Here is a 22,736-nt window from a genome sequence, read left to right as displayed (position 1 = left end):
CGGGAGACGCAGATGAAAGTCCTGAACTCGGCCATTATCGGCGGCGGCGCTATCCACGGTTGCCATGTGAATGCGCTGCGCCAAATCCCCGACGTGACGCTGCGGGCGTTAGTCGATACTGACAGTGTAAAAGGGTTGAAACTGGCAAAGGATTATCAGTGCCGCTTTTATCAGGATCACCGGGAAATGCTGCTGGATGAACACATCGACGTGGTGCACATCTGCACGCCCCACTTCGAACATAAGGAGATGATTCTGGCGGCGCTTGCCGCCGGAAAACATGTGTTCTGCGAAAAACCGGTCGCCGTGAACGGCAGAGAAATCCGCGAGATAACACAGGCAGTTGACCATGCGCCGGGGTTGCTCGGCGTCTGCTACCAGAACCGGCTAAACCCCACCAGCCAGTCCATTATTGAGACGCTGGCGGAAGGCTCGCTCGGCAGGATGCTCAGCATTAAAGCGGTGCTCACCTGGTCGCGTTCAGGGCGTTACTACACCGAAAGCCCGTGGCGCGGCCGGCTGGCAACAGAAGGGGGCAGCCTGCTGATCAATCAGGCGATCCATACGCTCGATTTGATGCAGTGGTTCGGAGGCGGAGTCACGCGGCTGAAAGGAGTCGTAGACAGAGGCGAACTGGCCAACGTCACGGAAGGTGAAGACAGCGCCATGGCGACGCTACATTTTGCCAATGGCGCTCGCGGCCTGTTTTATGCCAGCAATTGCCATACCACTGATTCCCCGCTGCTGCTGGAGATCCACTGCGAACACGGCACGCTACAGCTTAACGACAATACGCTCTGGCGCCTAAGCCAGGGGGAACGGATAGCGCTGGCGAACGATGCCTCGCCGGATGGCTCCAGCAAAAGTTACTGGGGAGTGGGCCACCAGCAGGCTATCCGCCGCTTTTATCATGCCATTCATCACCCGGAAAATGCGGATTACATTGATATCCGCACCGCCGGAAAATCACTCAACCTTGTGGAGGCTATTTATCGTTCATCTCAGATACGGCAATGGATTGATATAAGTAATTAGAACGTAATTTGTATTCCAGCAGTAAATAAAAAACGACCCGAAAACGGGTTAATAGCTACCCTACACCTGGAAGAAAATATTATGGTCAAACCAACTGAACGTAGAGTTGGTTATGGCGTGGCGCTTGGCTACGGCATAACCGACCTGTTTGGCGGTGGCGCATTTGCGATTATCGGCACCTGGCTTTTATTTTTTTACACCACCTACTGCGGGCTAACCGTGCTGGAAGCCGGTTCTATCTTTGCGGTGGCGCGTATTATTGATGCGTTATTAAGCCCAATAATGGGGTATATCACCGACAACTTTGGCAATACCTGGCTTGGGCGTAAATTTGGACGCCGCCGCTTCTTCTTATTAATCAGCTCACCGTTAATGTTCCTGTATGCCCTGCTGTGGCTGACTGATATGGGCTACTGGTATTACCTGGGCACTTACCTCTCTATTGAGCTGTTGTCAGCGATGGTACTGGTGCCGTGGGAAACGCTGGCGGCAGAGATGACCAACCGTTATGAGGAGCGCAGCCGCCTGTCGGGCGTGCGCATGATTTGCTCCCAGCTGGGCGGATTTCTTGCGGTCTCTGTTCCTGGTGTCATTATGCAGTTCACCGGAAAAGATAATCCGTTTACCTACACCCTGACCGGATTACTTTTTTCTTGTGTCTTTTGCATCGCCGTTTTTATTACCTGGCGTTGCACCTGGGAAGCCAAAGATGTTCATCAGGAATCGGATTTCAAACTGGAGAATCAACGCAGCGGCGGAATACTCAATCATCTGAAATATCTGGTGCTGGATCTGTTCTCTTCATTTCGGATCCGGGCTTTCCGCTTACACATTATTATTTATATCTTCTCGTTTACGGCGATGGATGTTTTCGGCTCGGTCTTTACCTACTACGTTGTCTATTGTCTGAGCCAGGATGCTGCGGCCGTTTCCGGCTGGCTGAGTCTTGCCGCTTTTGCTTCGGTGCCAGGCACTTACGGATTTATGCTGTTGTTAAATCGCTTAAATGTCACACCGTCTGCCGCGCTGCGTCTCTCTTACGGCTGTATTTTCTGCGTACTCGCCTTCCTGTTCAGCATCTATATCACCCGGACGCAGGTTCCCGCGGTGCTGTTCTCTGCGGTCTTCATTTTGCTTGGGGCGGCGCGCTCTGGCCTGTATTACATTCCCTGGAATATCTACAGCTTTATTCCTGATATTGATGAAATCGTCACCCGGCAGCGCCGCGAAGGCATCTTTGCCGGTGTCATGGTGTTAACCCGTAAAAGCACAGTGGCGATTGCCATCATGATTATCGGCCTCGTTCTGCAAGGATCTGGCTTTGTGAAAGGCAGTGGCGCGCAGCCTGAAAACGCCCTTCATGCCATTATCGGCCTGATGGTGTTCGCCACGGCGGCGCTGCTGGCGGTGAGTTTCTTTACCACTTACAAATTCAAACTCACCCGCGAGACACACAAACTGCTGCTGAAAGAGATAGCCCGCCGCAAGCTGGGTGGGGACTATCGCGACTGTGACGAAAGCACCCGCATCGTCATCAAGCAGCTGACGGGCTACGAGTACGACCAGGTCTGGGGCGGCAATGCAACGCCGCACTCCGGGGCTAACGTCAGCCTGTCGGGTGCTGAATAAGGAGCGCATATGTATCAACAATGGACACCCGAGCGCGCGCAAAGCTGGTGGATGCAGCAGAAATGGGGCTGCGGATTTAACTACCTGCCCCGAACGGCAGTCAACTGGCTGGAGATGTGGCAGGAAGAGACATTCGATAGCACCACCCTTCAGCAAGAGCTGAAATGGGCGCAAGAATATGGCTACAACGCCCTGCGTACCAACCTGCCGTTTACGGTCTGGGAACACGATCGAGACGGCCTGATAAACCGTATCGACCATTTCCTGTCGATTGCCAGCAGCAATGGGCTGGCGGTGATGCTCACCCTGCTTGATGACTGCGCGTTTTCGGGCGATGAGCCGTTTATCGGCCAGCAGAAGCCCCCCGTACCGGGCGTACATAACAGCCAGGGCGCTGGAAGCCCGGGTCGGGCGAAAGTGCTCAGCCCTGAATGCTGGCCGCAAATTGAAGCTTATGTGAAAGATATCGTTGGCCATTTTCGTCACGACCCGCGGATCCAGATATGGGATTTGTACAACGAACCGGGTAACAGCGGCGTGTTTGTCGGGGCCCCAAAAGGGATGGCGTACGACACCCGGCTTGAGTTTTATGCGTTGTCGTTGATGGTGAACGTATTTACATGGGCACGGGAAGTCTCACCCGAGCAGCCGCTGACAGTGGCCGCATGGCATGTTCCCGACCGCAGTGACTGCCGGGGAGCCTTCACACACCCGGTTGATGTCGCCGCATTGCATTTGTCGGATGTAACAAGTTTTCACGCCTATGTGGATGCCCAGGAACAGCGGCAAATTTTATCCCGGCTGGCGGCCTTCCAGCGCCCGCTGCTTTGTACCGAGTGGCTGGCGCGCCATATCGGGAGCAACATGGCCGATACGCTCCCTCTTTTTAAAGAACAGAATGTTTCTTGCTACCACTGGGGACTGGTGCAGGGAAAAACCCAGACCTGGCTGCCGTGGCCGGACCTTCCGCATCACACGAAAAGTTCCGGGCTGTGGTTTCACGATGTGCTAATGGCTGATGGGCGGGCTTATCACCGGGAGGAGATGGCACTGGTGCAAACGCTCAGCAAAGAGTAAGCCTTTCACACCGGGTAAGCGGTCTGTTTACCCGGACATTTCCTGCATAAAACTACTCAAAATGTGACCTCTGGCAGGTTTACACTCCTTTACGCTATACTACCCGCTGAAATAATCGGCTCAACGCTACGAGCTGGTGTTCAATAGTGTTTTCACACAAACGTGACTAACTTCCCTTCCGAGGATCTGGCGAGAAGCCGGATAAACTATGTTAAACAGCCATTTTGAAGCCACTTTTCGGGGGCAGAATGTCAGTGTTGGTGCAGGTTTGATGGTATTTTAAGAAACTTAAACCCTATGGTAACTTACAGTAAAGATCAAGTTTTTGTGTTTAATACACCACATTCCTGACAAGATTATGTAAACACAACAAGCAAACTATGGTTAACCTATCGGAATCATCGAATTATAAATGGGATAATAGAGTTTAAATAATTATTGGTTCTGTACTGGTGGATGACCATTAATCATAAAAAAGGATGTGAATTATGAAAAAAATAATACTTCTGATTGTAGTGCTGTTGGCTGGATGTACAACTAAACCAAAGGAATCATTGGGTGTATGTACCAGTACTGATAATGTCACTCACCAGATCACAATGGCACAGGACGGAACATACATTATATGGGAAGGGATTAAGATGCCTAGAGTACATGTGAATTCGATAGAGGATTTCTCATTCGTATCATACGCAGCAAAGGATAAAAAAATGGAATGGTTACAATGAAAGTTAATAATGATTTTACCCATGTAACCTACCATCACTGGCCTAAAGTATATGTTGGTGGTGAAAATGATTATGATGAATATGGTGGCTGCCACTAATTAATTTAGAAAAATACATAAGAGGGAGAATGATGAGAAGGTTTTTTATTATAATAATTACATTTTTGACACTTAACACACATGTATTTGCCAGTACATTCACGTGTTATGATCCTAATGATTATCAAAGAATGGAAATAGTAAACAGTACTACTGGCACTGCTCTGTACCTACAGATAAATGACACTATACTTTATCGCCATGGAACTGGAGAAAACGGAGAAAGTATTTATGTCGATGAGGGTGCTGAACGAAAAGTATATATAAAATGGATTGACAACAATTTAACTTTCATCAAGTTATTTTATCTTAATAAACTTAAAGTGATTCTAAGCTGTAAGGAAGACAATTCTAAATGATAAACCATTAATACATTTAAATTTAATAAAAATCCCTTTCGGAATATGTTTGCGTTTGTTGTACATATGGTTAAAAAGTGTTGTTGACTCTTCATTAAAGTACAACGGAGATGTAGAGGGGATTCAAGTATTAGTAAATTGTAACTCCCCTTTCTTGACTCCCTTCCAGTAAATCAGTTCTCAGTACTGGCAAACACTTCTTTCTTGACGCGAAACACTGTAGCCCTACCGTAATCACACAGCTTTGCGATCTCGTCTGGTGTGTTTTTCCCGGCTTGAAGCATCCCTATGATTTTGCTGTGTAATTCTTTTTTCTTTTGCTTGCCTTTGTACTTCTTAGCCTCTTTAGCTATAGCGATCCCCTCATTGCGACGGGATGCAATCATACCCCGCTCAAACTCGGCAACAGCCCCCGTCATGTTTAAGATCAGGCGGGATTGTGTGGAGTTATCAAAACTCATTGAGTTAGCAAGGAATTGAACTGTGATCCCGAGTTCAACGAGGTTATCGATCATTTCCAGCAAATCGCGGGTATTACGTGCAAGGCGATCGATTGAATGAGTAATGAGGGTATCACCTTCGCGGAGATGTGAAAGCAGGTTCAACAATTCAGGTCTTTCGCTGGTGGACTTACCTGATTCTTTCTTTGTAACAATTTCGTCACAAACAGGTTCCAGTAGTGCCAACTGACGCTCAAGATTCTGATCCTTCGTTGAGACTCTCGCATAACCAAAAATCATTTTCCTGCCCTCACTGCTGATTAGTATCATTTGAATTAACTGAATGACACAGCATCATTAAAATCAATTCAACGTCTAAATGATACGAAACGATACGCAAAAGCGGAGTATCACAAGGGACTACCCAAAAGAGATTTTCAATCGTTCAAATTTTAGGCGAGACCGGGTTAGTGAAAAGTTCAGTACTGAGATCTGAGTATGCGGAATTTTGTCGGCGGGGTTGAACCTGATCAGACGAACGAGATTTTAAATCAGGCGGAAAAAAACAGACTGTACTTTTATCTGAGTAAACGATCCCTTTAGATTTTTTGCTAAAAATCGGGAGGCCTAGCTTTTAATTATTTTGCGACCTAAAAGCCAGTACTTTTAGCGAGGACGAAAAAGCGATTGACGTGCGTTACGAATCCGTCATGGAAATCCAGTTCTATTCACTTGTTATGTCAAAATATAAGCTAAATTTTGTTCATTCACTCCAAAGTGTACTCAGTTTACTCCTAATCTCATCAGTAATTGCTGAGTGATTTGATTCATAGATGATTTTAAGTGCTTCAATGTTACTGTCATTTTTGAATACTCGTCGCATTGAAGATGCCTTTGTTCTTGCAGTACTTTCCTTCCATTCTGGATGTTCAGCCACCATTTTCGTAACAAGATTAGTTGCGTCCATTCCACTTTCAACACATTGATAGTATTCAATAAAAGTCTGCATTCCTATTGTTTGTACATCACGGATAATGTTTGAATCTAGTTTTACCGTGTTCTCTTTACTTGAACGTTCTGTGTCTGGTTCAAAAAACTCAATGAGGTCTGTTACGCGTGGGTCTTTTAGTAATAAATTGCTTATTCTTAAAGTATAGCCATTTTGATGTCTATTATAAAATCCATATCCCTCCACTAATTCATGTGGTATGGAAATAGCGTAACGAATTGAGAAATCATGATTGTATATTACGGCAATGAGTTCATCGAACTGATTAAGTTCATAATTCCTGATAATTCCAAGTACTAATGATTTATTCCTGAGGTTATTTTTCCTGGATTTAATCTGTATTTTTCGACCTTCTGAAGTTGTTGCATCGTACCCTTTAGTGCTCGGAGGAGCTAACTCCATCTGCATTTTCTCAGCAACCAGCCATTCGGTGTACTCACTGACAGGATTGTTACGAGTTCTGATCACATCTCTTCGTTCCAGCTCGTCAAGTGTCAGTTGATTTAGCTGCATCAACTCAACGCAACTCAATTGCGATAAATCCATTACTAACTCCAGAATCTCATTTTCTTTTTCAGTTCTTCAACTTTCAGTGTTTTACTACCACGATGAATCATTGCGTGGCAGTTTGGGCAAAGGGGAATCATGTCAGTCACTGGATCGACAACGTAATTTTCACCAATCGTATGCAAGGGCTTTATGTGGTGCACATGAATGAACCCACGACCATGTTCACCATAGACCTTCTCAAAGTCAAACCCACAACATTTACAGGTTGTGCCGTGATGCTGGATGCAAGCATGGCGAGCTTTGGGATCACGCTCGTAGTAGTTGACTGTTACCTGCGTTTTCGCACCTTCAACAAAACACTCTCCTGAAGGGATTTCATCAGGGAATGGATTGGGCATAAAATCTGCGTACCATATTTCCCCTTCTTTTCGTAGATAACGTTTGTTCAATTTTCGCTCAAAATCTTTGATTACTGCTACTTCAGGGTTATCTGGATGTTCAGAGAAAACCATGTTGAAGGTGAACAATTCATAGCCTTCATGAGCTAAGCGGATGTGCTCCAATGCCTGTGTATAGCCCGGTTGCCTTTTGTTATTTGAGTTGTACTCCCAACGCTCCCGGAGAATAACAGACCTCTCTTGATCACTCTCAACATCCCATGACCCAAAAATGACCATTTTCTTTTCATGATTAACAAACGACCAACTCCAAGTCCAGTTATTGCAAGTAGCCCCGAGTGACTGGATGAATTGCTTCCGGTTCATATCTAATCCTTCGTGCATATCGCTGATATAAAATATCTTATGTTATTGGAGAAGTATGAGTCTTTTTCTGTAATACCGCGAGCATTTCTTGTGCTGAAAGGCCGCTTTCACGGCCTTGTTTAACACCGTATTCACTGAGAACGATCAAGTACCATATACGCTGGCTGGCACATACTTCCCCGCTCCTGTAGCCAGTAGTAATCAAGATCGGCAACCCTGTCATTCAACCCCGAATCCACACGGTTGATCTGTAACCGTAGCCCTACAGTATCTTTGTAGGACAGACCTGATTTAACAACGTATTTGTATTTAACCCCGCTTTCTTCTTCAAATGACTTTAGATAAGGCGTCATTTGTTCCTGAATTTCCTTTAAGCAAACAACTTTATTATTAAATGTAAATGGTTTCTCTATTTTTCCATCTGGTACAGCCGCAACTGACACGCCAGAGCAACAAAATAATAGTACTGCGATAGAAGATTTTTTCATTTTAATATTCATTATTGAAGGTTAGTACTTAATACTTCACCAGTATCAGCATTATAGGTACAGGAGTACTGAATATTTTTAAACGCACCAAACCCGTTTTGAGCCTGAGCCCTGTGACCATAAAGAGTCACTAATTTCCTGTTTTTATCGTACCAGCTAAGGTTTGAGAATTTTGGTTCAGTAAACCCATTAGTCCATTTAAAATCGTACTTTGCAGAATCTTCGACAGCTTTTTCACATATATAATCCCCTCGTTCATGTTTCGATATATAGCATTCGGGATTATCACTACGCATGCATTCAATTTCTTCCTCTTTTGCCTTTTGTTCCCTCTCTGCTGCAAGAGCAGCATCCTGAGCGGCTTTTGCTTCAGCTTTAGATTTCTGTTCTGCCTGGTACTTTGCGTAATCGGTAGTATTGGTAATGTTATTTTCACGGGCGTGAGAAAACTCTCTACCGTCCTTAAACCCGAGTTTATGTGCTCTCGCTTCATCACTTGAGGAACGGGCTGCACTTGCCGCGATAGCAAGTCCGATGATCAGTACAGGAACCGTATAATTATTGACGAATTTATAAGGTAAGTACTTCGCTTTAAGCGTACCAGAACCCAAAACAGCCCAACCAATCGCGGCAGTACTTGCCAATAGCTGGCACAATCCTGCGACGAAAAGCATGATGACCGACCAGAAACCATTACCAGCAGCGAAGAAATCACCAAATTTCTCCATTGACGCAAGGAATAAAAATACTCCCCAAATGCCATAGATTCCTATTTTTAAAAACTTATTCACTGTAATTGTCCTTTAAAAATTTTCCAAGTCAGATGGTTCATTCCATTTATATAATCGGCAATAATTCGTTTGCCTTTAGGTATCTCTCTCAAAAAGAAATCCCCCAATTATCAGTTGTACAACTCTCACTGCTTTATCACTCCCGTTAGCTTCTTTCAGGCCAAAAGTACGGACTGAAACCATCCGTTTTCAAGCTCACAAGAGTAACACGTACATCCAATATTGATTGATATTAACGATTAATAATAAAATAATTGATCGCTTTAATCTATCAACATCTATTAATTCAATACGAATCAATAGGTAAAAACGATCAGGGGGATTCGTAGAACATGAAAGAGGCTATGTGTCTGATTTCAATACGGAGAGTACTTGACCCTGACCCAAAATCCTGCTCCATTCAGAAACAGAATTCCGGCATGATGACCACTCCCCTGAGCGGAGGTTGTGCCGATGAAAAAGTCACGATTCACCGAAGAACAGATTGTTTTTGCCCTGAAACAGGCTGAACTGGGGACGTCCGTGCCGGACGTCTGTCGCAAACTGGGTATTTCCGATGCCACGTTCTATACGTGGCGCAAGAAATACGGTGGCATTTCGCCCTCTGAGCTGAAGCACATGCGGCAGCTTGAGGAAGAGAATCTCAGGCTGAAGAAGCTGGTTGCCGATCTGAGCCTCGACAAGGCCATGCTGCAGGATGTGCTGGCAAAAAAGAACTGACGCTGGCGCGCCTGCGCGAATGGGGCCGGGACCTGCAGGCACGCTACGGAGCCAGCGAGCGGCAGGTCTGTTTTGCACTGCAGGTCAGCCGCAGCTCTTTCCGCTACCGCTCTGTGGCGGCAGACGACAGTGCACTCCGCCTGCGAATCAGGGAAATCACCGAAACCCGGATCCATTATGGCTACCGCAGAGTTCACGTCATGCTCAGGCGGGAGGGCTGGCGGGATAATCACAAACGCATTTACCGGCTCTACAGCGAGCAGGGTCTGTCCCTGCGTCTCAAACGCCCACGCCGGAACAAATCGGCGCAGCGGCGACAACCGCAGCCTCAGGGGTTGTATCCGAATCATGTCTGGGGCATGGATTTTGTCTCTGACGCCTTATTTGACGGGCGTCGGTTACGTCTGCTGACAGTCATTGATCTCTACACGCGCGAATGTCTGGGGATTTGCGTAGGCCAGAATCTGCGCTCAACGGAGGTCGCAGAGATGTTGAACACCATTGCGCTCAGACGCCCCTTACCAGAGTTACTGAAAACCGATAACGGCTCTGAATTTGCAGGGAAAATGCTGGACAAATGGGTGTATGAGCGAGGGATCCGAATAGACTTCTCACGGCCGGGAACACCGACGGACAATGCCACGGTGGAGTCGTTCAACGGCAGGCTGCGACAGGAGTGCCTGAACGAAAACTGGTTCATGTCCCTGGAGGATGCACGGTGCAAAATCGAGGCCTGGCGCATACACTATAACCAGAAGCGTCCCCATTCTGCTCTGGGATGGATGACCCCGTCCGAATTTGCAGAAAAATCTACCGGTTGCCAGAATATGCAACCAACATGAAGCCGGTTATTCCTGATTATGACTGGAGCATATTCGGGGTCAGGGTCAGAAGCCGGTTATTCCTGATTATGACTGGAGCATATTCGGGGTCAGGGTCAGTTTCACGAATCGATCGTGAGTTTGTATCCCCCATTAATTGAGAGAGCCTTATAAAGGCTTCTGTGAGCTTTATGGCATGGTACTGAGCAACAGTTTTGTCCTGCGTCCGTAGACTAACCCGGAGAAGTTTCCCAGCTAATCGACACTGCCACATATAAGAGCGTTCAGAGAAAGCTGCCTGTCTAAAAAACGAACATTTTGCTGTATAAAGATTGGATAAAGATCCGGTAAAGATTGCATGAAAACTCTCTTTAAATGAGAATAATTCCCATCAATTTCCAAGCTCAACACTAAGCGGTACTTAAGCGTCAAAATGTGACCTCTGGCAGGTTTACACTCCTTTACGCTATACTACCCGCTGAAATAATCGGCTCAACGCTACGAGCTGGTGTTCAATAGTGTTTTCACACAAACGTGACTAACTTCCCTTCCGAGGATCTGGCGAGAAGCCGGATAAACTATGTTAAACAGTATTTTAGTAATACTTTGTCTTATTGCCGTCAGTGCGTTTTTCTCAATCTCTGAGATCTCGCTGGCTGCGTCCCGAAAAATAAAACTTAAGCTGCTTGCCGACGAAGGCAACATCAACGCAGCACGCATCCTGAAAATGCAGGAAAACCCGGGAATGTTTTTCACCGTGGTGCAAATTGGCCTGAACGCGGTCGCCATTCTGGGCGGTATCGTGGGCGATGCGGCGTTTTCTCCGGCGTTCCACAGCCTCTTTATTCAGTACATGTCCGCAGAGCTTGCCGAGCAACTGAGCTTTATTCTCTCTTTCTCGCTGGTGACAGGTCTGTTCATTCTGATCGCCGACCTGACCCCGAAACGCATCGGTATGATTGCGCCAGAAGCTGTGGCTTTGCGTATCATCAACCCGATGCGCTTCTGCCTGTTCGTGTTCCGCCCGCTGGTGTGGTTCTTCAATGGCCTGGCGAACATGATTTTCCGCGTCTTTAAGCTGCCAATGGTGCGTAAAGATGACATCACCTCCGACGATATTTATGCGGTGGTGGAAGCCGGCGCGCTGGCCGGTGTTCTGCGTAAACAAGAGCATGAGTTAATCGAGAACGTTTTTGAACTGGAATCCCGTACCGTGCCGTCGTCAATGACGGGCCGTGAAAGTGTTATCTGGTTCGATTTGCGCGAAGACGAACAGAGCCTGAAGAACAAAGTTGCGGAACATCCGCACTCTAAGTTCCTGGTCTGTAACGAAGATATCGACCACATCATCGGTTATGTGGACTCCAAAGACCTGCTGAACCGCGTGCTGGCGAATCAGAGCCTGGCGCTGAACAGCGGCGTACAGATCCGTAACACGCTGATTGTGCCAGACACCCTGACACTCTCTGAAGCGCTGGAAAGTTTCAAAACCGCCGGTGAAGACTTCGCAGTTATCATGAACGAATACGCGCTGGTGGTGGGTATTATCACACTGAATGACGTGATGACCACGCTGATGGGCGACCTGGTTGGCCAGGGCATGGAAGAGCAAATTGTTCAGCGTGATGAGAACTCATGGCTGATTGATGGCGGCACGCCGATTGAAGACGTGATGCGCGTGCTGGATATCGACGAATTCCCGCAGTCCGGCAACTATGAGACGATCGGCGGCTTTATGATGTTTATGCTGCGTAAAATCCCGAAACGTACCGACTCGGTGAAGTTCTCTGGCTATAAGTTTGAAGTGGTGGATATTGATAACTACCGCATCGATCAGCTGCTGGTGACGCGTATCGACAACAAACCAACCGTGCTGGTGCCGAAGCTGCCAGACGCGGAGGAGCAGGTTTCTGCTTAAATAAGAAAGGGCAGCGGTTGGCTGCCCTTTGCTTTCTCACCGACATTTATTACCCTCCAGTCAGCAATACCATGAATGCAAAACGATATATCCATTCATTAATATTTCATATGATTAAAATACGAATAATTGAGTAGTGACCACACTCACGTCCATGTCAAAAATCACAGAACTTGCCGTTCTGGAGAAAATAATCATGGCGCTTTTCACTCATAAAAATGTGATTGTCGATGAGTTTAAATTTAAGGTGGGCCAGCTCTTACAAACGGTTGAAATTTATGCCCGGGAAAGTGGCGACTCCGTATATCTGGATAAAGTAAAAAATATAAAACTGCGTTTTCAACATAACGACGAAACGCTTGAGGAGCTCTGCTATGTAGAAAAAGAGCTCATCGGGATCGCACCTGAAAGTTGCCTGATAAAATATTACGCGCAAATAACATCTCGTTATAAAGAGGTTTTACCAAAAGAAGCAGAAATGTATATCACAAAAAATGAAAATAATGGCGAGAATGGTTTTAATCTTAAGGTAGAAACGTTTTACATCTCAATATTGCTTCACAAGTACTATCATTTCCTTGAAAACAAAGAAAAAGTCATTTCGCAATATAAGCTGTTGTTTGGATTGCTTCTTCTGATAATATTTGTCATCTCTGGATTATCGTTTCTCTTATCCATCCTTGCGCAGTCAGCGATGAATTCAACGGTCACACATCTCATCATCGATTTGGCGCTACTCATTATTTTGATGATTTGCGCCGGATATTTTGGCGCTGTAATCAGCATTGTGAGACGAATTCAGGGTATTGCTGAAAAAAGTGTGGATGGCATTAACAGAGAAGAACTTTTGCTTAAACTGACGAATGGTAAATGGGGGATTTTTTTATCCATTGTTCTGGGAACCCTCTCCCCGTTTGTATTGCTCATATTAATCATCACTCTTCAGGGACTGTCTGTAAAATCCGGGGATCACGATATCATGTTCCTGCCCCAGCTCTGCTTCCATTTGTCGCAGTGTACGGCAAACGCCCCGGACCAGGAGGGAACTGCCATGTCGATTCTCTACGGGTTACGGTTTTCAACTTTTAAAGATCTCGCTGAGTTTATCCTGTTATCCATCGCTAGCGGATTCTCAGAACGTTTCGTTCCGGATGTGCTGGACAGAGTCAGTAAAGAGCTGGAAAAGAAAATCCCTACATCATGAAACGCGGGTTTGTTACGGCCACAAACATCAACGGCTCCCGCGGGAGCCGTTTTTTTAACTACTGCATAGCACGTTGATTAAGCCATCTCAGTTTGCAGACGCATAACCTGACGGTTGACTTCGGACATCACAGACCAGTGCTGCTTATCCTTCACTTTCGGGATAAGGATCTTGCCCTTATCGAACTCGAAAGCGCCAACATCCTTGATATACAACCGTCCACGGAACAGGATCTTCACGTACTTCGCCACCTGAAGCGGGTTGTAGCGTTGGAAAATTTTCATTCTTGTATCTCCTGCGAATCATACGCTCTTGCGGTGCCACAATCGGCCCGACTGTCCTGAGCGCAAATTTATTGCCCAATGACTATAGACCAGAACTACCGTTGATACCCAGTGTGCATAAGTTTATTTACCGTTTGATTACAATTAATCAGAATATTCTTTGCAAACTGTGACTAAGGGCAGTATAAGCCGTCGTTTTTTCGCGGATATGTGCGTTCGCCCGCAATCTGGCATTGGGATTGCGGGAAAACCCTCTTGATCGCACTTATGCTTAAAAGCGTATGACCAAGTGGTCGGATCACCTGCTAAAAATAAGGAAACACCATGACCCTACGTAACATCCTGGCAGCAGCATTTCTGCTTCTGCCGCTGTGGGCCTGCGCACACAACTTTGAAAACGGACAACGTGTGCCGCCAGTCGGTATTGCTGACCGGGGAGAATTGATTCTCGACAATGATAAGTTTAGCTACAAACCCTGGAATAGCGCGCAGCTCGCGGGCAAAGTGAGAGTTGTACAACATATTGCCGGTCGTACATCTGCAAAAGAAAAAAACGCCGCCCTGGTAGAAGCGATCAAGGCCGCAAAATTCCCTCATGACCGCTACCAGACTTCCACTATTGTTAACACCGACGATGCCATCCCGGGCTCCGGGATGTTCGTGCGTTCAAGCCTGGAGAGCAATAAAAAGCTCTACCCGTGGTCGCAGTTTATTGTCGACAGTAACGGTGTGACGCGTAAAGCCTGGCAGCTGGAAGAAGAGAGTTCTGCGATTGTGGTGCTGGATAAAGAGGGCCGCGTACAGTGGGCCAAAGACGGCGCTCTGACGCAGGAAGAGGTGCAGCAGGTGGTTGCCCTGCTGCACAAACTGCTGGCTCAGTAGATAGATACCCGGAAGCCTGGGTTTAAAAACGACTCGCGCGGGGTGTAGTCAAGCGGCTTACCCTGCCAGTCATGAACATGCGCGCCGGCTGCGACGGCCACGGCATGTCCTGCGGCCGTATCCCAGACGTTGGTTGGCCCGAAACGAGGATAAAGCTGCGCATGACCCTCTGCCACCAGGCAGAATTTTAGCGATGAGCCAATCGACGTTGTCTGGTGCTCGCCCAGCTGTTGCAGGTACTCTTTCAGTTCGTTGTCGCTGTGCGAACGGCTGATCACCACCAGCGGCGGACGCGCATCGCGCACCAGAATCTGCTTACGCACACCGCACTCTTCTTTCCAGGCTTTACCTTCCGCAGCGCTGTACATCACCTTCATGACCGGCGCGTACACTACGCCAAGTATCGCTTTCCCCTTTTCAATCAACGCGATATTGACGGTGAACTCACCGTTACGCTTAATGAATTCTTTGGTGCCATCCAGTGGGTCGACCAGCCAGTAGCGCTGCCAGTGCTTGCGTTCGTCCCAGCCTTGCGGCGCTTCTTCTGAGAGTACGGGAATATCAGGCGTCAGCGCCTGTAACCCTTTCAGGATCACGTCGTGCGCCGCGATATCTGCCGCGGTGACCGGGGAATCATCCGCTTTACTCACAACGTCCATCGGTTTTGCACCATCATACACTTGCATAATGGCATCACCCGCATCCCGTGCGAGCTGACAAATCTTATCTAACATTCTCCACCTCTTCGTTAACGCAGTAGGCTTAACTCGTTGTTTTATTTATATCGTAATGTGAACAATTCCGCTATCTGTGAGGCAATACTGATTTCAAAATGCTTTTTTCTGGCAGGATTCACAATTCTGTAAGCAACAAAATATACATACATATTCTTTTGTGGCCTGGATCGAAAAAAGGACTCCTCTGATGATTAAGTTTAGCGCAACGCTCCTGGCAACGCTGATCGCAGCAAGTGTACAGGCGGCAACGGTGGATCTCCGCATTCTGGAAACCACCGATCTGCACAGCAACATGATGGACTTCGATTACTACAAAGACACGCCAACGGAAAAATTCGGGCTGGTACGCACGGCAAGTTTGATCAACGCTGCCCGCAGTGAAGTGAAAAACAGCGTGCTGGTCGATAACGGGGATCTTATTCAGGGTAGTCCACTGGGCGACTATATGGCCGCGAAGGGACTGAAAAAAGGCGAGATCCATCCGGTGTATAAGGCGTTGAACACCCTGGATTATACCGTTGGCAACCTGGGCAACCACGAGTTTAACTACGGCCTGAAGTACCTTCACGATGCGCTGGCTGGCGCAAAGTTCCCGTACGTTAACGCCAATATCATCGACGTTAAGACCCAAAAACCCTTATTTACCCCTTACCTGATTAAAGAGACTGAGGTCGTCGATAAAGACGGTAAAAAGCAGTCGCTGAAAATCGGTTATATCGGCTTTGTACCGCCACAGATAATGACGTGGGATAAAGCCAACCTCAGCGGCAAAGTCACCGTTAACGACATCACCGAAACCGCCCGCAAATATGTGCCGGAGATGCGTGAGAAAGGGGCAGACCTGGTGGTGGTGGTCGCCCATTCGGGGCTTTCAGCCGACCCATATCAGGTGATGGCGGAAAACTCGGTTTACTATCTGAGTGAAGTGCCGGGGGTGGATGCCATTCTGTTTGGCCACGCTCATGCCGTCTTCCCGGGTAAAGATTTCGCCAGCATCAAAGGTGCAGATGTTGAAAAAGGGACGCTGAACGGCGTGCCGTCAGTGATGCCTGGCATGTGGGGCGATCATCTTGGGGTGGTGGATCTGGTGCTGAATAACGACAGCGGCAGCTGGAAGGTTACCCAGTCGAAAGCCGAAGCGCGCCCGATTTATGATGCCGCCGCCAAAAAATCACTGGCCACTGAAGATAAAAAGCTGGTCGACGTGCTGAAGCACGACCATGACGCTACACGCGAATTCGTTAGCAAACCGATCGGTAAATCCGCCGACAACATGTACAGCTTCCTGGCACTTGTACAGGATGACCCGACGGTACAGGTCGTCAACATGGCGCAGAAAGCCTACGCGGAACACTTTATTCAGGGCGACCCGGACCTGGCAAAACTGCCGGTGCTTTCTGCCGCTGCACCGTTCAAAGTGGGCGGGCGTAAGAATGATCCGGCAAGCTATGTTGAAGTTGAAAAGGGCCAGCTTACCTTCCGTAATGCCGCCGATCTCTATCTCTACCCAAACACGCTGGTGGTAGTAAAAGCAACGGGAAAAGAGGTGAAAGACTGGCTTGAGTGCTCTGCCGGGCAGTTTAATCAGATCGATCCGAACAGCAGTAAACCGCAGTCGCTGATTAACTGGGACGGGTTCCGTACCTATAATTTCGACGTGATCGACGGTGTGGATTATCAGATTGATGTTACCCAGCCTGCAAAATATGACGGTGAGTGTCAGACAATCAATCCGCAGGCAGAACGTATCAAACACCTGACCTTCAACGGCAAACCACTTGATCCGGGTGCGACCTTCCTGGTCGTGACCAATAACTACCGGGCCTACGGCGGTAAGTTTGCCGGAACGGGTGATAGCCACATCGCCTTTGCCTCACCAGACGAGAATCGCTCCGTGCTGGCGGCCTGGATCAGCGCAGAGTCGAAAAAGGCGGGTGAAATTCATCCGGCGGTGGATAACAACTGGCGTCTGGCACCTGTTCACAGTGACACGAAACTGGATATCCGCATTGAAACGTCACCATCTGATAAGGCGGCTACATTCATTAAGGATAAGGCGCAGTACCCGATGAATAAGGTCGGGACAGACGATATCGGGTTTGCGGTTTATCAGGTAGATTTGAGCAAGTAAAAGCCAAACGGCAACGCTGCATCTGTTCCCTCTCCCACAGGGAGAGGGCCAGGGTGAGGGCATCAGGCCGCACGATCGTCCCGATTAGCCATCACCTTCGGCGTATTCACTTCAATCCAGTCCGCCAGTGCGGCCACTTTCTCGCTGACCTCTTTCCCTAACGGCGTCAGACTATACTCTACGTGCGGCGGCACGACTGGATATGAAACGCGATCGATAAACCCGTCCTGCTCTAGCGCCTGAAGCGACTGGGCCAGCATCTTCTCGCTCACACCGCCCATTTTGCGGCGCAGATCGCTAAAGCGATGCGTGCCATCACGTAACGCCACCAGGATCAGTACACCCCAGCGGCTGGTGACATGCTTTAACACTTCACGCGATGGGCACTGTTCGGCAAACAGGTTTCCGTCTCGTAATTGTTCACTGAGCGTTGGCGTCGTTTTCATACTTACCTTTTTGTGCGTACTTACTAAAAGTTAGTGATGGTGATAGTGTGCCACAACACAAGACAAACACGAAGGAGTTCCCTCATGATCGCAATTACCGGCGCTACCGGCCAGCTTGGCCAACTCGTTATTGAACACCTGTTGAAAACTGTTCCGGCCAGTCAGATTGTGGCCATTGTGCGTAATCCGGCAAAAGCCGGGGCACTGAGCCAGCAAGGTATTGTTGTGCGTCAGGCGGATTATACCGACCAGGCGGCGTTCACCACGGCGCTGAACGGCGTGGATAAACTCCTGTTGATCTCTTCCAGCGAAGTGGGCCAACGCGCCACGCAGCATCAGAACGTCATTAACGCCGCTAAAGCTGCGGGTGTGAAATTCATCGCTTACACCAGCCTGCTGCACGCCGATACATCCCCGCTGGGGCTGCACGTTGAGCACGTCGCCACCGAGAAAGCGCTGGCAGAATCTGGCGTACCTTACGCCCTGCTGCGCAACGGCTGGTACACCGAAAACTATCTGGCGAGCGCGCCGCCTGCGCTGGAGCACGGCGTATTCATTGGTGCCGCCGGTGAGGGCAAAATTGCCTCCGCGACCCGCGCAGACTATGCCGCCGCCGCCGCAACGGTTATCTCCCAGGATGGTCACGCAGGTAAGGTGTATGAACTGGCGGGCGACAACGCCTGGACGCTGAGCGAACTGGCTGCGGAGCTGAGCAAACAGAGCGGTAAAAATGTGGCGTATCAGAACCTGAGCGAAGCTGATTTTGCCGCCGCGCTGAAAGGCGTTGGTTTGCCTGCCGGGCTGGCCGATATGCTTGCCGACTCCGACACCGGCGCGTCTAAAGGTGGGCTGTTTGACGACAGCCATACTCTGAGCAAGCTGATTGGCCGCCCAACGACGCCACTGGCTGAGAGCGTCAAAGACATCCTGTAATTGTTACAAACTGGTTATTTTTTGTGGCATCCCCTCGGGTCATCTCTGATAATGAAGTGATGACCCATGAGGAGGTTCACCGTGCAAGGCGTACCAGAACAGTTCACTGATGAGAGAGACAGCGCGCGCTTTCGCCATCTGGCGCAGGTTCCGGGCATCGAACTGTATCATGCACATATTTCAGACTACGCCTTTGAGCCTCACACCCACGAAGCCTTTGGTATCGGCACCATAGAAACCGGTGCCGAGCGCTTTCGCTATCGCGGGACTCAGTATCTTGCCCCTGCGCAATCTGTTGTCACCATGAACCCGGACGAGATCCACACTGGCGAGTCCGCCACGGACGATGGCTGGCGCTATCGGATGGTCTATCTTGAACCCCAGCTTCTCGAAGAGGTAACCGGCATTCGCCACTGGTGGTTTAGCGATGTGACACGCCACGATCCCCTTCGCTCACAGCACATCGGCCAGCTGATATACGGCCTGTGGCACACGGACGATCCGCTGGCGCAAAAAGGGATGTTGCTGGAGCTGATTGACACATTCCAGCCGCTCGCCCGCCACGCCCCCATAATTCAGGAAGGCGCACACCGCTTCGAGCGCGTGCGTGAATATCTGCACGACAACTATATGCACCCGCTCACATTAGATGAGCTGGCGAACGTGGTGTCGCTAAGCCCGTACCATTTTCAGCGCCAGTTCAAAGCCCATTTCCACGTCACCCCGCATCAGATGCTGATGGCTATCCGTCTCTGGCGCGCCAAAACGTTTCTGACTCACGGGATGCCTGCAGCTGAAGTCGCAGCCGCTACCGGCCTGACCGATCAGTCACATTTAACCCGCGCGTTTACCCGTCGCTACGGCATTACGCCGGTACGCTACCAGAAGCAGGTCGTTAAGCGCTAAAGCGCAATCTCATACAATACGGCGGTAATTTCCCTTTCTACACTGATGACAGAATGAATGAATGTGGATGGAAAAATGATTAGCGGCGTGTTGTATGCCCTGCTTGCAGGTTTAATGTGGGGGCTGATTTTTGTAGGCCCGGTGATCGTGCCGGAATACCCGGCAATTTTGCAGTCCACCGGACGCTATCTGGCGCTTGGGCTGATTGCCCTTCCTCTGGCCTGGTTCGGTCGCGGGCGGTTACGCCAGCTTAGCCGCAAGGACTGGGGAACCGCGCTGGCATTAACCATGATGGGGAACCTCATCTATTACGTGTGTCTCGCCAGTGCCATTCAGCGCACGGGCGCGCCGGTTTCCACCATGATTATCGGCACGCTGCCGGTGGTGATCCCGGTTTTTGCCAACCTGCTATACAGCCATCGCGATGGCAAGCTGGCGTGGTCAAAAATGGTGCCTGCACTGGTCTGCATCACCGCCGGGTTAGTGTGTGTGAACGTTGCCGAGCTGAGCCACGGGCTGGATGACGTCGACCTGTTGCGTTACGGTTCCGGCATCATGCTGGCCTTTATTTCCGTGGTGTGTTGGGCGTGGTATGCCCTGCGCAACGCGCGCTGGCTGCGGGAGAACCCGGACAAACATCCGATGATGTGGGCCACGGCGCAGGCGCTGGTTACGCTGCCCCTCTCGCTGGTGGGCTACGTGGGAGCCTGCGCGTGGTTAGGTGTGCAACAGCCTGAATTCGCCCTGCCCTTCGGGCCACGTCCGTGGGTGTTTGTCGGGTTAATGGTCGCTATCGCAGTGCTCTGCTCCTGGGTCGGCGCGCTTTGCTGGAACATCGCCAGCCAGAAGTTACCAACGGTGATCTTAGGGCCGCTGATTGTCTTTGAAACCCTTGCCGGGCTGCTTTACACCTTCCTGATGCGCCAGAGCATGCCGCCGCTGCTGACAGCCTGTGGAATAGCACTGCTGGTGGTTGGCGTGGTGATTGCGGTGAGGGCAAAGCCGGAAAAACCCATGGTGGTTCCGGCTTCAGAGATGTGATTTTGCCGGGTGGCGCTGACGCTTACCCGGCCTACGAGGCGTGGTTTTAGAAGGTTTCCCAGTTAGCTTCCGTCGCCGCCGCTACTGGCTGCGCTTTTGGCACATAGGTTTTTACAGGAGCCGCTTTCACTGCCTGGCCGTGCGCAATTTTAAACACCGCAACCGCTTCGTTCAGACGTGCAGCCTGATCTTCCAGCGCCGCCGCCGCCGCTGCAGACTCTTCCACCAGCGAGGCGTTTTGCTGAGTCACGCGATCCATCTCTGCAACAGCCTGACCGACCTGGTCGATACCACGGCTCTGCTCGTCAGACGCAGAGGCGATCTCACCCATAATGTCCGTTACACGGGTCACGGCATTAACGATTTCCGCCATCGTGGCACCCGCTTCGTTCACCAGCTGAGAGCCTGCGTTAACACGTTCGCCGGAATCATCGATCAGCGCTTTGATCTCTTTCGCTGCCTGGGCGCTGCGTTGTGCCAGGGTACGGACTTCACCCGCAACCACCGCAAATCCACGCCCCTGCTCACCTGCACGCGCCGCTTCAACCGCCGCGTTCAACGCCAGGATGTTGGTCTGGAAAGCGATACCGTCGATAACGTTTGTGATCTGAGCAATTTTGCTGGAGCTGGTGGCGATTTCGTCCATGGTACGTACCACACCTTCCACTACGCTGCCGCCTTTCTTTGCGGTTGAAGAGGCATCCAGCGCCAGGCGAGAAGCCTGACGTGCATTGTCGGCGTTTTGCTTAACGGTCGCCGTCAACTGTTCCATACTGGCTGCGGTTTCTTCCAGAGAAGCGGCCTGCTGTTCGGTACGGGAAGAAAGATCATTGCTGCCCGCGGAAATTTCACCGGCTCCGGTGTAGATGGTATCTGCGCCCTGGCGCACCACACCGACCGTATTGGCCAGCGCTTTTTGCATCTGCTGGACGTTGTGCGCCAGCAGGGCCATCTCATTTTTACCACTGGCTTCGACTGGCTGAGTCAAATCACCGGCGGCAATGGCACGGATATGGCCGATGACATCCTGCAACGGCAACAGCAGAACACGACGCATTGCAATCCAGCTGGCGATAATCACACCCACAACGATCAGCATAATGACCGAGAGCGCCCACAGGATGCGCTTATAGTCACTTTCATTATCCTTGATCCCTTTGCTGGTGAGCTTTGCCTGGACAGTACGCCACTCATGATAGACTTTCTGCATCGCGTTCTGCTTCTGCTCGGCATTCTGCTTGAACATGTCATCCAGATTGCCCTGCGCCAGCAGTACGTTCATTTGCGTCAACGTGGCAGAGTAAATACGGTACTGCTCTTCCAGCTGCTTTGGTAACTCTTCACCCAGCCCCGGGGTATTTGGCAGCGCGTAGTATTTATCGAAATGCGCCTGTGCATCAGCCAGCAGATTTTTTGCCGTCTCTACCAGCTCATTCAACTGACCGCCGTTAATCTGGGTCGCCACGCTGCTTTGCAGGCGCAACATCCCGCGGTTCAGGGTGACACGCGCCTGGTTGAGGCTGATCCACGCATCGGTGAACTCCGCGACGTTTTGGCTCGCCACCTGAGAGACGGTGAAGTTATCTTTGTCGTTATTTAGCGCATTAATAAAAATGCCAGCGGAGATCAGTTGCATAATGCCGAGCACAAGCAGCACCGAGACCAGGAGGGTAATCACTTTTATACGTTTAAACATTCGTCGCCTTTTTTATATGCAGGATATTGTCTGACGTGTAACTATCGGCAGGCGGGCCGTGTTGTTTAATGTTTCTTCAGTTTCAAAAC

General features: G+C 49.6%; 20 protein-coding genes. 11 read left to right on the top strand and 9 right to left on the bottom strand.

Annotation, left to right across the window (positions count from 1 at the left end; genetic code table 11):
* Nucleotides 1-12: 12 nt before the first annotated feature.
* From ACT9TW_RS07520 to ACT9TW_RS07510, 3 genes are all read left to right on the top strand, one after another.
* Nucleotides 13-1,035 carry a Gfo/Idh/MocA family protein gene (locus ACT9TW_RS07520; RefSeq protein WP_446492006.1) on the top strand — a complete coding sequence of 341 codons (1,023 nt, stop codon included), beginning with the start codon at nt 13-15 and terminating at the stop codon, nt 1,033-1,035.
* An 81-nt stretch (nt 1,036-1,116) separates the two neighbouring features.
* The gene (locus ACT9TW_RS07515) at nt 1,117-2,664 is read left to right on the top strand and encodes an MFS transporter (protein ID WP_315687675.1); all 1,548 of its coding nucleotides are present in this window, start codon (nt 1,117-1,119) and stop codon (nt 2,662-2,664) included.
* A gap of 9 nt (nt 2,665-2,673) precedes the next feature.
* Nucleotides 2,674-3,741 carry a 1,4-beta-xylanase gene (locus ACT9TW_RS07510; RefSeq protein ID WP_446492005.1) on the top strand — a complete coding sequence of 356 codons (1,068 nt, stop codon included), beginning with the start codon at nt 2,674-2,676 and terminating at the stop codon, nt 3,739-3,741.
* Between the two features lie 1,358 nt (nt 3,742-5,099).
* On the opposite strand, the gene ACT9TW_RS07505 is transcribed toward ACT9TW_RS07510, so the two are convergent.
* The 5 genes from ACT9TW_RS07505 to ACT9TW_RS07485 all read right to left on the bottom strand — a co-directional run bounded on the left by ACT9TW_RS07505 (nt 5,100) and on the right by ACT9TW_RS07485 (nt 8,928).
* A complete protein-coding gene (locus ACT9TW_RS07505; RefSeq protein WP_446492004.1) occupies nt 5,100-5,666 on the bottom strand; it encodes a recombinase family protein in 567 nt (188 codons plus the stop codon).
* 463 nt (nt 5,667-6,129) lie between these two features.
* Nucleotides 6,130-6,921, bottom strand: coding sequence for a DUF6998 domain-containing protein (locus tag ACT9TW_RS07500; RefSeq protein ID WP_446492003.1), 792 nt, complete (start codon nt 6,919-6,921; stop codon nt 6,130-6,132).
* 2 nt (nt 6,922-6,923) lie between these two features.
* A complete protein-coding gene (locus ACT9TW_RS07495; protein WP_446492002.1) occupies nt 6,924-7,649 on the bottom strand; it encodes an HNH endonuclease in 726 nt (241 codons plus the stop codon).
* A gap of 131 nt (nt 7,650-7,780) precedes the next feature.
* Nucleotides 7,781-8,137: a hypothetical protein gene (locus ACT9TW_RS07490; RefSeq protein WP_446492001.1), complete on the bottom strand. Its 357-nt coding sequence runs from the start codon at nt 8,135-8,137 to the stop codon at nt 7,781-7,783.
* Nucleotides 8,138-8,148: 11 nt separating this feature from the next.
* Nucleotides 8,149-8,928 (bottom strand): hypothetical protein, encoded by a 780-nt coding sequence (locus tag ACT9TW_RS07485; RefSeq protein WP_446492000.1) that lies wholly within the window; start codon nt 8,926-8,928, stop codon nt 8,149-8,151.
* Nucleotides 8,929-9,381: 453 nt separating this feature from the next.
* Between ACT9TW_RS07485 and ACT9TW_RS07480 the strand changes: the two genes are divergently transcribed.
* From ACT9TW_RS07480 to ACT9TW_RS07470, 3 genes are all read left to right on the top strand, one after another.
* A protein-coding gene (locus tag ACT9TW_RS07480; protein ID WP_446491999.1) for an IS3 family transposase occupies nt 9,382-10,490 on the top strand; the annotation gives its coding sequence in 2 pieces (ribosomal slippage) (nt 9,382-9,643 and nt 9,643-10,490; 1,110 coding nt in all).
* Between the two features lie 559 nt (nt 10,491-11,049).
* Nucleotides 11,050-12,387 carry a hemolysin family protein gene (locus ACT9TW_RS07475; protein ID WP_182063408.1) on the top strand — a complete coding sequence of 446 codons (1,338 nt, stop codon included), beginning with the start codon at nt 11,050-11,052 and terminating at the stop codon, nt 12,385-12,387.
* Nucleotides 12,388-12,583: 196 nt separating this feature from the next.
* Entirely contained in the window at nt 12,584-13,591 is a 1,008-nt protein-coding gene (locus ACT9TW_RS07470; RefSeq protein WP_446491998.1) for a hypothetical protein, read from the top strand.
* A gap of 77 nt (nt 13,592-13,668) precedes the next feature.
* On the opposite strand, the gene ACT9TW_RS07465 is transcribed toward ACT9TW_RS07470, so the two are convergent.
* Entirely contained in the window at nt 13,669-13,875 is a 207-nt protein-coding gene (locus ACT9TW_RS07465) for a DUF1107 domain-containing protein (protein WP_182063407.1), read from the bottom strand.
* A gap of 324 nt (nt 13,876-14,199) precedes the next feature.
* Here ACT9TW_RS07465 and ACT9TW_RS07460 point away from each other — a divergent pair, with 324 nt between their 5' ends.
* The gene (locus ACT9TW_RS07460; RefSeq protein ID WP_182063406.1) at nt 14,200-14,757 is read left to right on the top strand and encodes a YtfJ family protein; all 558 of its coding nucleotides are present in this window, start codon (nt 14,200-14,202) and stop codon (nt 14,755-14,757) included.
* On the opposite strand, the gene cysQ is transcribed toward ACT9TW_RS07460, so the two are convergent.
* Entirely contained in the window at nt 14,751-15,491 is a 741-nt protein-coding gene (cysQ, locus tag ACT9TW_RS07455) for a 3'(2'),5'-bisphosphate nucleotidase CysQ (protein ID WP_182063405.1), read from the bottom strand. The genes ACT9TW_RS07460 and cysQ overlap by 7 nt on opposite strands.
* Before the next feature lie 190 nt (nt 15,492-15,681).
* Between cysQ and ACT9TW_RS07450 the strand changes: the two genes are divergently transcribed.
* Nucleotides 15,682-17,625: a bifunctional 2',3'-cyclic-nucleotide 2'-phosphodiesterase/3'-nucleotidase gene (locus ACT9TW_RS07450; RefSeq protein WP_446491997.1), complete on the top strand. Its 1,944-nt coding sequence runs from the start codon at nt 15,682-15,684 to the stop codon at nt 17,623-17,625.
* Nucleotides 17,626-17,687: 62 nt separating this feature from the next.
* Here ACT9TW_RS07450 and ACT9TW_RS07445 read toward each other — a convergent pair whose 3' ends face one another.
* A complete protein-coding gene (locus ACT9TW_RS07445) occupies nt 17,688-18,071 on the bottom strand; it encodes a winged helix-turn-helix transcriptional regulator (RefSeq protein WP_446491996.1) in 384 nt (127 codons plus the stop codon).
* Nucleotides 18,072-18,155: 84 nt separating this feature from the next.
* Here ACT9TW_RS07445 and ACT9TW_RS07440 point away from each other — a divergent pair, with 84 nt between their 5' ends.
* From ACT9TW_RS07440 to ACT9TW_RS07430, 3 genes are all read left to right on the top strand, one after another.
* Nucleotides 18,156-19,004: an SDR family oxidoreductase gene (locus ACT9TW_RS07440; protein WP_446491995.1), complete on the top strand. Its 849-nt coding sequence runs from the start codon at nt 18,156-18,158 to the stop codon at nt 19,002-19,004.
* 81 nt (nt 19,005-19,085) lie between these two features.
* Complete coding sequence (locus ACT9TW_RS07435; protein WP_446491994.1) at nt 19,086-19,910, top strand: AraC family ligand binding domain-containing protein; 825 nt, start codon at nt 19,086-19,088, stop codon at nt 19,908-19,910.
* Between the two features lie 75 nt (nt 19,911-19,985).
* Nucleotides 19,986-20,951, top strand: a complete 966-nt coding sequence (locus tag ACT9TW_RS07430; protein ID WP_182063516.1) for a DMT family transporter — start codon at nt 19,986-19,988, stop codon at nt 20,949-20,951.
* A 46-nt stretch (nt 20,952-20,997) separates the two neighbouring features.
* Here ACT9TW_RS07430 and ACT9TW_RS07425 read toward each other — a convergent pair whose 3' ends face one another.
* Nucleotides 20,998-22,647 carry a methyl-accepting chemotaxis protein gene (locus ACT9TW_RS07425; RefSeq protein ID WP_446491993.1) on the bottom strand — a complete coding sequence of 550 codons (1,650 nt, stop codon included), beginning with the start codon at nt 22,645-22,647 and terminating at the stop codon, nt 20,998-21,000.
* Nucleotides 22,648-22,736: the final 89 nt, after the last annotated feature.

The sequence above is a fragment of the Enterobacter sp. C4G1 genome (assembly GCF_052886895.1).
The sequence above is the reverse complement of the archived record's forward strand: the minus strand, read 5'-3'. Positions and strand labels throughout refer to the sequence as shown.

Bases quoted from the DNA above. Each gene is read 5' to 3' on its own strand.
- ACT9TW_RS07460 (WP_182063406.1), top strand. From the start codon at position 14,200: ATGACCCTACGTAACATCCTGGCAGCAGCATTTCTGCTTCTGCCGCTG.
- ACT9TW_RS07430 (WP_182063516.1), top strand. From the start codon at position 19,986: ATGATTAGCGGCGTGTTGTATGCCCTGCTTGCAGGTTTAATGTGGGGG.
- ACT9TW_RS07495 (WP_446492002.1), bottom strand. From the start codon at position 7,649: ATGAACCGGAAGCAATTCATCCAGTCACTCGGGGCTACTTGCAATAAC.
- ACT9TW_RS07520 (WP_446492006.1), top strand. From the start codon at position 13: ATGAAAGTCCTGAACTCGGCCATTATCGGCGGCGGCGCTATCCACGGT.
- ACT9TW_RS07515 (WP_315687675.1), top strand. From the start codon at position 1,117: ATGGTCAAACCAACTGAACGTAGAGTTGGTTATGGCGTGGCGCTTGGC.
- ACT9TW_RS07490 (WP_446492001.1), bottom strand. From the start codon at position 8,137: ATGAAAAAATCTTCTATCGCAGTACTATTATTTTGTTGCTCTGGCGTG.
- ACT9TW_RS07470 (WP_446491998.1), top strand. From the start codon at position 12,584: ATGGCGCTTTTCACTCATAAAAATGTGATTGTCGATGAGTTTAAATTT.
- ACT9TW_RS07475 (WP_182063408.1), top strand. From the start codon at position 11,050: ATGTTAAACAGTATTTTAGTAATACTTTGTCTTATTGCCGTCAGTGCG.
- ACT9TW_RS07500 (WP_446492003.1), bottom strand. From the start codon at position 6,921: ATGGATTTATCGCAATTGAGTTGCGTTGAGTTGATGCAGCTAAATCAA.
- ACT9TW_RS07510 (WP_446492005.1), top strand. From the start codon at position 2,674: ATGTATCAACAATGGACACCCGAGCGCGCGCAAAGCTGGTGGATGCAG.
- ACT9TW_RS07445 (WP_446491996.1), bottom strand. From the start codon at position 18,071: ATGAAAACGACGCCAACGCTCAGTGAACAATTACGAGACGGAAACCTG.
- ACT9TW_RS07505 (WP_446492004.1), bottom strand. From the start codon at position 5,666: ATGATTTTTGGTTATGCGAGAGTCTCAACGAAGGATCAGAATCTTGAG.
- cysQ (WP_182063405.1), bottom strand. From the start codon at position 15,491: ATGTTAGATAAGATTTGTCAGCTCGCACGGGATGCGGGTGATGCCATT.
- ACT9TW_RS07450 (WP_446491997.1), top strand. From the start codon at position 15,682: ATGATTAAGTTTAGCGCAACGCTCCTGGCAACGCTGATCGCAGCAAGT.
- ACT9TW_RS07440 (WP_446491995.1), top strand. From the start codon at position 18,156: ATGATCGCAATTACCGGCGCTACCGGCCAGCTTGGCCAACTCGTTATT.
- ACT9TW_RS07465 (WP_182063407.1), bottom strand. From the start codon at position 13,875: ATGAAAATTTTCCAACGCTACAACCCGCTTCAGGTGGCGAAGTACGTG.
- ACT9TW_RS07425 (WP_446491993.1), bottom strand. From the start codon at position 22,647: ATGTTTAAACGTATAAAAGTGATTACCCTCCTGGTCTCGGTGCTGCTT.